General features: G+C 65.4%; 11 protein-coding genes. 4 read left to right on the top strand and 7 right to left on the bottom strand.

What is annotated here, in order from left to right:
• Positions 1-89: 89 nt before the first annotated feature.
• From AAEO60_RS14705 to AAEO60_RS14695, 3 genes are read left to right on the top strand one after another with little or no spacing between them, the layout of a single operon-like run.
• A complete protein-coding gene (locus AAEO60_RS14705) occupies positions 90-1,721 on the top strand; it encodes a peptide MFS transporter (RefSeq protein ID WP_341674465.1) in 1,632 nt (543 codons plus the stop codon).
• A 4-nt stretch (positions 1,722-1,725) separates the two neighbouring features.
• A complete protein-coding gene (locus tag AAEO60_RS14700) occupies positions 1,726-3,120 on the top strand; it encodes an amidohydrolase (RefSeq protein ID WP_341674464.1) in 1,395 nt (464 codons plus the stop codon).
• Entirely contained in the window at positions 3,117-4,475 is a 1,359-nt protein-coding gene (locus tag AAEO60_RS14695; protein ID WP_341674462.1) for an amidohydrolase family protein, read from the top strand. The genes AAEO60_RS14700 and AAEO60_RS14695 overlap by 4 nt, the downstream gene beginning before the upstream one ends.
• A gap of 4 nt (positions 4,476-4,479) precedes the next feature.
• Here the strand turns inward: AAEO60_RS14695 and AAEO60_RS14690 are convergent, their stop codons facing one another.
• From AAEO60_RS14690 to rpe, 7 genes are all read right to left on the bottom strand, one after another.
• Positions 4,480-4,854, bottom strand: coding sequence for a hypothetical protein (locus tag AAEO60_RS14690; RefSeq protein WP_341674461.1), 375 nt, complete (start codon positions 4,852-4,854; stop codon positions 4,480-4,482).
• 69 nt (positions 4,855-4,923) lie between these two features.
• Complete coding sequence (gene dxs, locus AAEO60_RS14685) at positions 4,924-6,858, bottom strand: 1-deoxy-D-xylulose-5-phosphate synthase (RefSeq protein WP_341674460.1); 1,935 nt, start codon at positions 6,856-6,858, stop codon at positions 4,924-4,926.
• An 86-nt stretch (positions 6,859-6,944) separates the two neighbouring features.
• Entirely contained in the window at positions 6,945-7,409 is a 465-nt protein-coding gene (locus AAEO60_RS14680; protein ID WP_341674459.1) for a Fur family transcriptional regulator, read from the bottom strand.
• 43 nt (positions 7,410-7,452) lie between these two features.
• On the bottom strand, positions 7,453-8,127 hold the full coding sequence (gene msrA / locus AAEO60_RS14675; RefSeq protein WP_341674458.1) for a peptide-methionine (S)-S-oxide reductase MsrA: 675 nt from the start codon (positions 8,125-8,127) through the stop codon (positions 7,453-7,455).
• A gap of 239 nt (positions 8,128-8,366) precedes the next feature.
• Entirely contained in the window at positions 8,367-9,956 is a 1,590-nt protein-coding gene (gene purH / locus AAEO60_RS14670; protein ID WP_341674457.1) for a bifunctional phosphoribosylaminoimidazolecarboxamide formyltransferase/IMP cyclohydrolase, read from the bottom strand.
• A 10-nt stretch (positions 9,957-9,966) separates the two neighbouring features.
• The gene (locus AAEO60_RS14665; RefSeq protein WP_341674456.1) at positions 9,967-11,835 is read right to left on the bottom strand and encodes a heparinase II/III family protein; all 1,869 of its coding nucleotides are present in this window, start codon (positions 11,833-11,835) and stop codon (positions 9,967-9,969) included.
• Positions 11,832-12,497 (bottom strand): ribulose-phosphate 3-epimerase, encoded by a 666-nt coding sequence (rpe, locus tag AAEO60_RS14660; protein WP_341674455.1) that lies wholly within the window; start codon positions 12,495-12,497, stop codon positions 11,832-11,834. The genes AAEO60_RS14665 and rpe overlap by 4 nt, the downstream gene beginning before the upstream one ends.
• Positions 12,498-12,737: 240 nt before the next feature.
• On the opposite strand from rpe, the gene AAEO60_RS14655 reads away from it, so the two are divergent.
• Positions 12,738-13,223, top strand: a complete 486-nt coding sequence (locus tag AAEO60_RS14655; RefSeq protein WP_341674454.1) for a DUF2141 domain-containing protein — start codon at positions 12,738-12,740, stop codon at positions 13,221-13,223.
• Positions 13,224-13,227: the final 4 nt, after the last annotated feature.

Below are 13,227 nucleotides of genomic sequence, written 5' to 3'. Positions count from 1 at the left end.
CTTCACATGGGTGAAACAATCGCTAGGGTGCGGGCTTTCGCGCCGTATCGGCGTCGAATCAGCAATCACGAGACTGTGGGGATGCACGAATGAAAGACTTGGCCTTGTGGAATGAAGGCGACTGGATCGTAGCGATTGCGTCAGTCGTCCTCGCCGTCTTCCTGATTGCCGGCGCATGGGCCGTCACCCGTAAGCAGCCAGAAGTCGGCGGCCATCCCAAGGGCCTATACATCCTTTTCTTCGCCGAAATGTGGGAACGCTTTTCCTACTACGGCATGCGCGCCCTGCTGATCTTCTACCTGACGCAGCACTGGCTCTTCAACGACAGCGCCTCGAACATCGTCTACGGTGCCTATGTCAGCTTGGTCTATATCACGCCCGTACTCGGCGGCTGGCTGGCAGACCGCTATCTCGGCCAGCGCAAGGCAGTGCTCTTCGGTGCCGTGCTGCTGACCTTCGGCCACTTCCTGATGGCATTCGAGGGGACCGGCGGACAGAACGATCCCACCATTAATATCTTTTGGCTGGCGCTCAGTTTCATCATCGTCGGCTCCGGCTTCCTCAAGGCGAACATTTCGGTGATCGTTGGCCAGCTCTATCCTCGTACGGACGTGCGCCGGGACGGTGCCTACACGATCTTCTACATGGGAATTAACGTCGGTGCGGCGATCGGTACGATCATCGCCGGCTATCTCGGCGTAACGCTGGGCTGGGCCTATGGCTTTGGCGCTGCCGGCATCGGCATGTTGCTGGGCCTTATCGTCTTCGTGCTCGGCAAGCCTCTGCTGCTGGGTCAGGGCGAACCGCCCCGTGCGCTGGGCAAGTCCACCGAAATGACAATGTATGGCATCGGCATTGTCGGGGTTGCGATCATGTGGCTCCTTATCCAGTACCAGTCGGTCGTTGGTGGCCTGATGCTGATTTCCGGCCTCGCGCTGCTTGGCTACGTGCTTTACGAGGCATTCAAACTGGACAAGGAACCGCGCGAACGGATGTTCGCGATCCTGTTCCTGATCGCGTTGCAGCCGCTGTTCTGGGGACTGTTCGAACAGGCCGGCGGTTCGCTCAACCTGTTTACCGATCGTTATATCGACCTCGGCGGCGTTCCTGCCCCGATCTTCCAGTCGATCAACCCCATTTACATCATCCTGCTGGCACCGCTGTTCGCCATCCTGTGGACCTGGCTTGGCCGGCGCGGTCTTGAACCCTCGACTCCCGCCAAGTTCGGTCTTGGCCTGGTCCAGCTCGGCTTCGGCTTTCTGGTGCTTGTTTGGGGCGCGGCCACCGTCGGAGTCGATGCCAAGATCCCGGTGATTTTCCTGTTCGGCATCTACCTGTTCCATACCACGGGTGAGCTTTGCCTGTCTCCCGTCGGGCTGTCCGCCATGAACCGGCTGTCGCCGCGACACCTGGCCAGCCTGATCATGGGCGCCTGGTTCTTCGCCACTGCAGGCGGCAACTACGTTGCGGGCATGATCGGTGCTGCGACCGGTGGCGAAGACGGCGAGATGACCCGGCAAGGTACGCTCGACATCTATTGGCAAATCGGTCTCGTGGCGATCGGCGTCGGCATAGTGGTGATCTTCATTTCGCGTTTCGTTAAGCACTGGATGCATCTCGACACACTGGCAGATGACAATGTGGGTGACGATCTTGCCGGGCAGGCCGAAGGGCCGGGCGAGCCGCAGGGGGCCGGCGTGCATCCGGAAACGAGGGACTAAGCGAATGAGCCGTCTTTCCATGAAGGGCGGCCCTGCCGCCCTGGCCACCACCATTGCGGCACTGGCACTGGCCAGTTGCACCACCGGATCGGGCAGCCAGTCGCTCGCCCGTACGCCGGTGGCTGACGCGGCAGGCGAACCCTACGCCTCGACCTACGAGCGGTTCCCCGGCGTGCCGACGGCAATCGTCGGCGCGACGATCTATGATGGCGCAGGGGGGCAGATCGACAATGGCGTGGTGCTGTTTGCCGACGGTGACGTGGTCGCCGTGGGCGACGCTAGTCTGGCAATCCCCGAAGGCTATACGCGGATCGATGGTACGGGACGTTATGTAACCCCGGGCATCATCGACATCCATTCTCACCTTGGCGACTATCCCACCCCCTCGGTCGCCGCGCACAGCGACGGCAACGAGGCAACCAGCCCGACCACGCCCGAAGTCTGGGCCGAACACTCGGTCTGGCCGCAGGACCCCGGCTTCAGCCGCGCGCTGGCCAATGGCGGCGTGACCACGCTGCAGATCCTGCCCGGCTCGGCCAACCTGATGGGCGGCCGCTCGGTCACCCTGCGCAACGTGCCCAGCCGCACGGTGCAGGGCATGAAGTTCCCCGGCGCGCCCTACAGCCTGAAGATGGCGTGCGGCGAGAACCCCAAGCGGGTCTACGGAGGCCGTGGCAGCATGCCGTCAACCCGCATGGGCAACTTCGCGGTCAACCGCGGAACGTGGATCGAAGCGCAGGCATACATGGCGGAGGAAGACCCCGACCGTGACCTCGCCATGGAAACGCTGGTCGGCGTGCTCGAAGGCGAGATCCTGGTGCAGAACCACTGCTACCGCGCCGACGAGATGGCGCTGGTGCTGAGCATGGCCGACGAGTTCGGCTACCGCGTCAGCGCCTTCCACCACGCGGTGGAGAGCTACAAGATTGCCGACCTGCTGCGCGAACACGACGTGTGCAGCGCGGTCTGGGCGGACTGGTACGGTTTCAAGATGGAAGCCTACGACGCCATCCCGGAGAACGCCGCGATGATTCACCAGCAGGGCGCCTGCGTGGTGATCCACTCGGACGACGAGAACGGCATCCAGCGCCTCAACCAGGAAGCCGCCAAGGCCCAGGCTGACGGTCACCGCATGGGCATCGACATTGCCGATGCCGACGTGATCAGCTGGATCACCCTCAACGCCGCGCACGCCATGGGCATCGACGAGATGACCGGCAGCCTCGAGCCCGGCAAGATGGCCGACGTCGTGCTGTGGAACGGCGACCCGCTGTCGATCTACTCGCGCCCGCAGATGGTCTGGATCGACGGTGCGCTGATGTACGACATGGACGACCCGGACCGCCGTCCGGTGAGCGATTTCGAACTCGGCCAGCCCGGTGAAGGAGACGTGAAATGAGCGCACGTCTCCTGCTTGGTGCAGCACTTGTCGCCCTCGCCGCCCCTGCCGCTGCGCAGGACGTGGCCATTACCGGGGCCACCGTGGCCCTGGGCGACGGCTCCGAGCCGATCGAGAACGCCACCGTCGTGGTCCAGGGCGGCCGCGTGGTCGCTGCGGGCAGCGGCGTCGCCGTGCCGGCAGGCGTGCCGACGCTCGACGGCAGCGACATGTGGGTAACCCCCGGCCTCTTCGCCTCGCTCACCAGCCTCGGCCTCGTCGATGTCGATGCCGTGTCGGAGAGCAATGATCTGGACGCGGACGATTCCCCGTTCAGCGCCGCGCTCGACGTGTCGCCAGTGATCAATCCCAACGCGCAGGACTTTGCCTACAGCCGCGCAGGCGGCGTGACCCGCGCCAGCGTGACGCCCGAAGCCGGTGCCTCGATCTTCGCCGGGCAAGGCGCGCTGGTCGACCTAGGCGCCGACTACGACGCCGTGGTGCAGCCGCGCGCCTTCCAGTTGATCGAGATGGGCGAACGCGGTGCGCGCCTTGCCGGCGGCAGCCGCACTTCGGCCCATGCCCTGCTGCGCAATGCCTTGCACGAGGCCGGTTCCTTCGGCGAGGCTGCCCAGCTTCGCGGCGGCAGCTCCAGCGGTGGCAGCACTGTCGTGGGCGTGGATTCGCGCCGTATCGGCTCGACCGATCGTTCGGGCGACGTCCTGCTCACCCGCTTCGACGCGGCGGCTCTCGTGCCTGTCGTGAGCGGCGAGCAGAAGCTCTACATCCGCGTGGAGCGCGCTGCCGATATCCTCGCCATGCTCTCCCTGCTCGAGGAGTTTCCCGAGCTCGACATGGTCTTGGTGGGCGCGACCGAAGGCTGGATGGTGGCAGGCCAGATCGCGGCTGCCGGTGTCCCGGTGATCGCGGTCGCCCTGCGCGACCTGCCGGTGTCCTTCGAACAGCTCGCCGCGACGCAGAGCAATGTCGGACGCATGGTCGATGCCGGCGTCATGGTCGGCATCGGCGGCTACGACAGCAGCGGCGACCACCCGCGCAACCTGCCGCAGCAGGCGGGCAACATGGTCGCTCTCAACTGGGTGACCGGTGCCACCGGCCTGAGCTGGGGCGAAGCCTTTGCCAGCATCACCTCCGTCCCCGCGCGGATCGCCGGAATGGACGATGCAGGCGTGCTGGCTGCAGGCGCCCACGGCGACCTCGTGCTGTGGGACGGCGATCCGCTGGAAGTCAGCTCGGCCCCGGTGCGTGTTTTCATCGAAGGCGTCGAACAGTCGCTGGAAAACCACCAGACCCGCCTGCGCGAACGCTACCGCTCGCTCGACGAAAGCGAGTTGCCGCGCGGTTACGAGTGGTAGGCAATCAGGACTGGCCGGCCCTCAGCCCGAGATCCAGCCACTGGCCATATTTGCGAACCGTAAGCGGCCAGTCCTCCGGCCAGTCTGGCTGTTGGGCTTCGTCAAAGCCGTGAAGTTTCGCGAACTCGCGCGGCCAGTCGAGCCTGACGTTGTCGGGATCCAGCGGCAGGTCCTCGGTCAGGTGGTCATCCGGATGTAGCGTCAGCTGCGGCCCGAGGTCGCGCGAGGCCGTATCCCAGAGGAACTTCGCGGCTTCGTCCGATACGTCCGACCGCATCAGCCCGAGGTATTCGGCTTCGGTGGGATTGGGCCGCCTGTCTTTCGTCGTCCGGATCATACGGCCGGTGTTGCGCCACCCAACGGCAAACAGGGCAGCCACGAAGGCCGCGGCAAACAAGGTGGCAAACAGCCATTGTGGGAGGCTGGAAGGCTCTCCCACCGCGCTGGCCTAGGCCCGCGCTTCTTCCACGCCCGCGCTGTTGTGGCGCAGTGCGCTCAGCACCGTGTCGACAATCTGCGGGGCGTTGAGGCCTGCAAGGTCGTACTGCTTGGCCGGATCGTCGTGGTCGATGAACAGGTCGGGGAGGCGCATGGTGCGGATCTTCAGGCCGCCGTCGGTGATGCCTTCGTCGCTGGCCATGGTCAGAACGTGGGCACCGAGGCCGCCGATGGCAGCCTCTTCCACGGTCACCAATACGTCGTGCGTGGCGGCGAGCTTGCGGATCAGTTCCTCGTCGAGCGGCTTGACGAAGCGCATGTCGGCGACCGTGGTGGCGAGGCCCTTGGCCTCCAATTGGTCGGCCGCCTTCTTCGCTTCCTCGAGCCGTGCGCCGAGCGAGAGGATGGCCACCTTGCCGCCAGCCGGATCACCGCGCACCACGCGGCCCTTGCCGATTTCCAGCTTCTGTAGCGTCTCGGGAATCTCGACGCCCACGCCGTTGCCGCGCGGGTAGCGGAAGGCAATCGGACCCTCGTCGTGTTCGGCGGCGGTATAGGTCATGTGCGCCAGTTCGGCTTCGTCCGCCGCGGCCATGACCACGAAGTTGGGCAGGCTGGCGAGATAGGTCACGTCGAAACTGCCCGCGTGCGTGGCGCCGTCGGCACCGACGAGGCCAGCGCGGTCGATGGCAAAGCGCACGGGCAGGTTCTGGATCGCCACGTCGTGCACCACTTGGTCATAGGCGCGCTGCAGGAAGGTGGAATAGATCGCCGCGAAGGGACGCATGCCCTGCGCAGCGAGGCCGGCCGCGAAGGTGACGCCGTGCTGCTCGGCAATGCCGACGTCGAAGGCGCGCTCCGGGTGGGCCTTGGCAAACTTGTCGACGCCCGTCCCGCTCGGCATGGCGGCGGTGATGGCGCAGATGCGCTTGTCGGTGTCGGCCAGCTTGGCCAGCGTTTCACCGAAGACGTTCTGGTAAGCGGGCGGACCGGCCTTGGACTTTGCCTTTTCGCCCGTGATCACGTCGAACTTGGGCACGCCGTGGTACTTGTCGGCGCTGTTTTCGGCCGGGTCGTAACCCTTGCCCTTGGTGGTGACGACGTGGACGAGGATCGGCCCCTGTTCGCTGTCGCGGACGTTCTCCAGCACTGGCAGCAGGTGGTCGAGGTTGTGACCGTCGATGGGGCCAACGTAGTAGAAGCCCAGCTCTTCGAACAGGGTACCGCCCATGGCCATGCCGCGGGTGTATTCCTCTGCCTTGTGCAGCGAATTGTGGATGCGGCGACTGATCTTGCCGGCGACCTTCGAGGCCAGCGAACGCAGTCCCAGGTACTCGCTGGAGGAGACCATGCGCGCGAGATAGGCCGACAGCCCGCCCACCGGCGGCGCGATCGACATGTCGTTGTCGTTGAGGATGACCACCAGCCGGTTGCCCGCCTGTTCGGCATTGTTCATCGCCTCGTAGGCCATGCCCGCGCTCATCGCGCCGTCACCGATCACGGCAATAGCCTTGCCCGGTTGGTCGTTCAGCTTGTTGGCAATGGCAAAGCCCAGGCCCGCCGAGATGGAAGTGCTCGAGTGAGCCGCGCCGAAGGGATCGTACTCGCTCTCGCTGCGCTTGGTGAAGCCGGACAGGCCCCCGCCCTGGCGCAGGGTGCGGATACGGTCGCGCCGACCGGTGAGGATCTTGTGCGGATAGGCCTGGTGGCCCACGTCCCAGATCAGCCGGTCGTCGGGCGTATTGAAGACATAGTGCAAGGCAACGGTCAGTTCGACCACGCCAAGCCCCGAACCGAGGTGGCCCCCGGTAGAGCCAACGGCATCGATCATTTCCGAACGCAACTCGTCCGAGAGCTGGCGCAGTTGCGCGGGTTCGAGCTGCCGAAGATCCGTTGGCGTATCAACGGTATCGAGCAGGGGTGTGACGGGGCGTTTGGCGGTCATGCGAGTCGGTCTACACGCTCAAATCTGGCCTGTCGATGAACGCTTCATCGACAGAAATGCACGTTTCGTCGCTGCCATCAGAACCATCACGCGGAGCAGTCGCTGCACAGGCCGCGCAGCTCGACCACCGGGCGAACGCCGGTGTAGCCGTGCGCCGTGCCCGCATCGCGCAGCGCGCCGGTCAGCTTGTCATCGTCGAAGTGCTCGGCCTGTCCGCAATCGTCGCAGATCAGGAAGATGCAATCGTGCCGGCAGCCCGGGTGGGCATTGGCAAGGTAGGCGTTGGCGCTCTCGATGCGATTGGCAAGGTTGGTGCGCACGAACAGGTCGAGGATGCGATAGACGGAGTTCGCCGCCACCCGCTTGCCGCGCTGGTTGCCGACCAGTTCGGCAATGTCATAGGCGCTGGCTGGCCGGTCCTGCGCGGCGAGCGTGCGGAACACGTCCTCGCGCATGGCGGTCCACTGTTCGCCGGCATCGGCGAGGACCTTGCCGGCCTCGGCCACGAGCTTGTCGCCCGAATGTTCGTGATGGTGATGATGCGTTGCCATGCGCCCTACATAGGGGCGCATGGGTCACGCGGCAATCGTGCCCTTAGCCCGTGCGGAAACGCGCACGCCAAAGCGACGGGAAGTTCTCCTCAAGCGCCTCAACCTTGGGCTGGTCCCAACGGCGGATGTAGGCGCTGTTCGGGTTCCGCAGGAGGAAGTCCTGGTGCGAGGCCTCGGCCTCGTAGAATTGCTGGTAGTCTTCGATCGCGACGGCAATCGGGCGACGCCAGACCCCCGAAGAGCCCATCTGCCGCAGGTAGGCCTCGGCAACAGCACGCTGCTCCCCGTTCATCGGGACGATGGCGCTGCGATACTGGGGGCCATGATCGGGGCCCTGCTCGTTGAGCAAGGTCGGATCGGCGCCGACTGAGAACAGGATCTGCAGCAGCTGGTCATATCGCACGACCGACGGATCGTAGGTGACGCGGACTACTTCGGCATGGCGCGTCGCGCCGGAAGAGACCTGGCGATAGGTTGCCGTGCTGGCCGTGCCGCCGTGATAGCCGGACACCGCACTGGTCACACCACGCGTATGGCTGAAGATGGCCTCGATGCCCCAGAAACAGCCACCGGCGAAGATCGCCGTCTGCAGGCCGGTTTCATTGGCCTGGCGCGTGGCGACAGGGGCGTCGAATACCTCTTCCGCCATTACGGCGTGAGGCGTGGCGAAAACGGCGAGGCCAAGGGCCCCGGCAGCGAACAGCGATTTCAGTTGCATCAGGCTCCTCCGAGGTTCGGCAGGATATTCGCTGCAAGTATTACAGCGGTTACCACGAAACCTGCAAGGAAAGAGCGGTAGAGTTCAGCGTTGAAGAGTTCCATCGGGGGGAAAGTCCAAATCAGTAATCAGCCAGTTTCTTATCGTCTGGTCTAGCGTTCGGTTACTTTCAAAGGACTGAATTTTCCCCGCGCCCATCGTTCATCCGCCACGCTTCGTCGCACATGGATAATGCGGGATCAGTGACGGAAGTGGCGCATCCCGGTGAAGACCATGGCGATGCCTGCTTCGTCCGCCGCCGCGATCACCTCGTCATCGCGCATCGATCCGCCGGGCTGGATGACCATGGTCGCGCCCGCTTCCACCGCGCTCAGCAAGCCGTCGGCGAAGGGGAAGAAGGCGTCCGAAGCCACGGCACTGCCAAAGGTACGCGGCGCGTCCCAGCCTGTCGCCTCGGCCGCTTCACGGGCACGGACAGCGGCGATGCGCGAGCTATCGCGGCGGTTCATCTGGCCTGCGCCGATGCCTGCCGTCACGCCGTCCTTGGCATAGACAATCGCGTTCGACTTCACGTGCTTGGCCACCTTCCAGGCGAACAGCGCGTCGGCGATCTCCTGCTCGGTGGGCTGGCGCTTGCTGACCACCTTGAGGTCGCCCTCGCCGATGACGCCGTTGTCGCGCGACTGCAGCAGCATGCCGCCGGCGATGGACTTCATGTCGAGGCCCGGACGCGCCGGATCGGGCAGGTCTTCCAGCAGCAGGAGGCGCAGGTTGGGTTTGCCGGCGAAGGCTTCGCGCGCGGCGTCATCCGCGCCCGGAGCGATCACCACCTCGGTGAAGATCTCGGTGATCGCGCTGGCCGTCGCGCCATCGAGCGGGACATTGGCCGCCACGATGCCGCCGAAAGCGGACACCGAATCGCAGGCCAGCGCGGCCTGCCATGCTTCGAGCAGGGTGTCGGCCACGGCCACGCCGCAGGGGTTGGCGTGCTTGACGATGACCACGGCGGGCTTGTCGGCGGGGAACTCCGCCACCAGGCCGAGCGCGGCATCGGCATCGTTGAGGTTGTTGTAGCTGAGCGCCTTGCCCTGCACCTGTTCCGCCTGCGGCACGCCCTGCGTGGCGGGGCCGTTGGGCAGGTAGAGCGCGGCATGCTGGTGCGGGTTCTCGCCGTAGCGCAGGGTGTCGCCGAGCGTCATGGCCACGCTTAAGGCGTCGGGGAACATCTTGCCCTGGTCGGCAAAGGCGAACCAGCTGGAGATGGCGCTGTCATATGCCGCCGTCGCGGCGAAGGCCTTGGCCGCCATGCGCTTGCGGAAGGCGAGCGTGGTCGATCCATCGTGGTCGGCCAGCTCGGTATAGAGCTCGGGATAGTCGTCCGGATCGGTGACGATGGTGACGAAGGCATGGTTCTTCGCCGCAGAGCGCACCATGGACGGCCCGCCGATGTCGATGTTCTCGATCACCGTGTCGCGGTCCGCGCCGCTCATCACCGTGTTCACGAAGGGATAGAGGTTCACCACCACCAGGTCGATCGCGCCGATGTCGTGCGTCTCCATGGCCTCGGCGTGCTCGGGATTGTCGCGCACTGCCAGCAGGCCGCCGTGGATCATCGGGTGCAGCGTCTTCACGCGGCCGTCCATCATCTCGGGGAATTGCGTCACGTCGGATACGTCGCGCACTTGCAGGCCTGCCTCGCGCAGGGCCTTGGCCGTGCCGCCGGTGGAAACCAGTTCAACGCCAGCCTTGGCGAGGCGGCTGGCCAATTCGACAATGCCGGTCTTGTCGGACACCGAGAGGAGCGCCCGCTTGATTGCAACGTCAGTCATCGTGTGATTGCTATCCCATCTTCTTGAGCAGCCAGGCAAAGTTACCCCCGCCGCGCGAGGCCATTCCCTGAATCACCAGCTGCTGTACCGGATGCGGGCGGCCATTGCCATCGACCCAGAGGCTTTCATCGATCTCGAGGCTCTCCGCCCCGGTAACGAATTGCCACAGGCTGCCGTCCTGCAGCAGCAGGCTGGCACTGCGCTTGCCCTCGGCCAGCGTGGCCTCGACATGGCGGCCGAGGTGGAAGCGGATGGCGAAGGGAACCTTGCCGCGCCTGCCCTTGCTGCCTGACGGCACCAGCACGTCTTCGCCGCGCAATTCGCTGCCGTCGTCGCGCAGCAGCAGGATGCGGCGGTGGATTAGCCCGTAACGCGAGGCATAACCGTCGTGGCTCGCTTCGAGCCGCGTGGCAGAGCCGTTGTCGAGCGTGACGTGCTTGGTGTCGATTTCGACTTCGCCCACGCCGGCGCCCAGCTTGCCGTCGATCAGCACGGCGGTGGAATTGGCATCGCCCAGCACCAGCGTCGAATGCGCCGCCGTGGCCCGCAGGCCCTGCTCGATGCGCACCGGCACCTGTCCGCCCGCCAGCGCCGCGCCGCCGCAATTGACCACCAGGCGGTTGTCGCCGTTGCTGAATTCGAAGGCCAGCGTGGAGGCGCAGCCGTGCCGCGCATGCTTGCCGAAAGGCGGCGGCGAACCGTCGAACAGCAGCGTAGACTTGCGTGCGGTGACGCGCTGGTAGCCCCAGCCGCGCGGGTCCTTCAGCGGGCGCGTACGCACGCGGGTGGATTCGATCAGGGCGGCGAGGCGCGAGGCCTTGGTGGCCGCCCCGCCCTGCCACGAGCCGAGCCCGCCGTCGCCATGCGTCAGCGCCAGCAGCGGCGGCACCAGCAGCTGCAGCATGGCCTCGATCATCTGCGGCGCCTCGCGTTCGGCGGCTTCGTAACAGGCGCGCAGTTCGACGAGGCTGGCGATGGCCTGCATCTGGGCGTCGGGACTGCGTGACAGCACGCCGCCATCTTCGCCCACGGCCTCTCCCAGTGCGTGGGCCAGCCCGGATTCGCCGAACAGGCGGCGCGGTTTGCCTTCGGGCAGCAGCAGGCCGGCGGCCGTGATGGCGCACCAGCCGACCACTTCGCCCAGCCGGTCATCCGCCTTGGTGACATTGCGATCGAGCCAGCGCGCGGTTTCCGCCATCTCGTTCATCGCGCGGTGCCGCAGGGTGCGGTTCTCGCGCGAGAGCATCAAGGGCGCGTGGACCAGCCAGGCCAACAGGCGCAGGCCCACGTTCTCCACCTTCCAGGCCGGGCCCTTGCCCCGCTTGGCATTGGCGTCGAGCCAATTGGCCAGCAGCCGCTCCGCCACCTGCCGGCACTGCGGTGGCGTGCCCGAGCTGGCGAGGTCGCGCAGCCAGGAAAAGCCGTGGACGACATGCTCGAACGGCGGGGTCAGGTTGGCGGCGGGGCCGCAATCGACCTGCGCGAAGGGCGCTTTCACCCCGTGAATGAAGAAGTGCCCCGCTCGCAGCGCCATGCCCGCGGCGCGATCACCGGCGAGTGGCGGGGTGACGGGTGCCAGCAGCCGAGGCCGCAAGGGCTTGCGGAAAGGCGCTGTCAGCGTGGAGCCCGAAATGCCCATGCGATAGGCAAGGCGCACCAGCCGGTCGGCAGCAGATGCCGCGGGCGGGGTGAAATCGGTGACCGCCAGTGCGCGCCCCGGCGCAAGGTCCTCGGTGCGTTCGGCCCCGAGATAGTCTTCGCGATAGTCTTCCACCAGCGGTTCGTGCGCGCCTGTGTCGAGCGGGATGGCGAGCTGGCCCGCATCCTCCAGCGCCTTGCGGGTGTCCGTGCTTCTCACTTCACCCACCTGCGCGTTCATTCGCCGTCTCCGCGTAGAGCCGCGATATTGGCCGCGTAATGATCTGGCCCGCCCCTGAAGGTGGCAGAGCCTGCCACCAGCACGTCTGCCCCGGCATCGACGCACAGGCGCGCGGTTTCCGGATTCACGCCGCCGTCGACTTCGATCAGCACGTCGTGCCCGGCCTTGTCGATCATCTTGCGCACGGCTTCGATCTTGCGCAGCTGCGAGTGGATGAAGCTCTGCCCGCCGAAGCCGGGATTGACGCTCATGATCAGCACCAGGTCGATTTCCTCGAGCAGGTAGTCGAGCATCTTGGCAGGCGTGGCAGGGTTCAGCGAGATGCCCGCCTTCTTGCCGTGGCCCTTGATCGCCTGGACACTGCGGTGGACATGCGGTCCTGCTTCGGGATGGACGGTGATGATATCTGCCCCGGCATCGGCAAACATGTCGATCCACATGTCGACCGGCGAAACCATCAGGTGCACGTCGAACACCTTGTCCGAATGCGGACGCAAGGCCTTCACGACGTCTGGCCCAATGGTGAGGTTGGGCACGAAATGCCCGTCCATCACGTCGACATGGACCCAGTCGCAGCCCGCTGCGTCGATCGCGCGCACTTCCTCGCCAAGCCGGGCAAAGTCGGCAGAAAGTATCGACGGGGAGATGAGCGGACGGGTCATGATTAATATTTGGCGTTAGAGGGGCGCGAATCACCCCACAAGCAGGGCGCGGAGCGTTTTCCACCAGCGCAGGAGCCTTCGACGCCCTTACTTGCAGATTGCGCCGTTCTTCAGCCGCCATTCAGAGCCTTTTTGGCAATTCTCGCGCCACATTCTATATATGCCGGCAACTGAATATTGCGCAGCGGACCGCCAGGCGGACCTTGCCTCAATCCCGCCGGCCAAGAGGTTTGAACAGTGATGAACAACCGCGTTTTGCGATTTGTGGCCATGTTCGCGCTTGCCCTGGGGCTGTCGGTCCCCGCGCAGGCACAGTACCGCAATGAGATGCGCCACTCGATTGCACCCTGCCAGGGCAGCGGCCCGGCGGTGTGGATCCAGGTAACCGGCATCTCCAGCTCCGAAGGGACGCTGCGCATCCAGCTCTATCGCGGCACGCGCGAGGACTGGCTGGAGAGCGGCCGTTGGCTCAACCGCATCGAACTGCCCGCCCGCGAAGGCACCATGCAGGTCTGCATGCCCGCGCCTGCAGCGGGCGACTATGCCATTGCCATCCGGCATGATCGCAACGGCAATGGCCGCACCGACATCACCAGCGACGGTGGCGGCATGTCGAACAATCCCAGCATCAATATCTTCAACCTCGGGAAGCCGGGGGTGAACCGCACCCGCTTTACGCTGGGCCGCGAAGTGTTGCCGATGAATATCCGGATGCGCTACCTCTAGTAAG

Source organism: Aurantiacibacter gilvus (assembly GCF_038289935.1).
In the GTDB taxonomy this organism is placed as follows: Bacteria; Pseudomonadota; Alphaproteobacteria; order Sphingomonadales; family Sphingomonadaceae; genus Alteraurantiacibacter; species Alteraurantiacibacter gilvus.
This window is presented reverse-complemented; position numbering and strand designations above follow the sequence as displayed.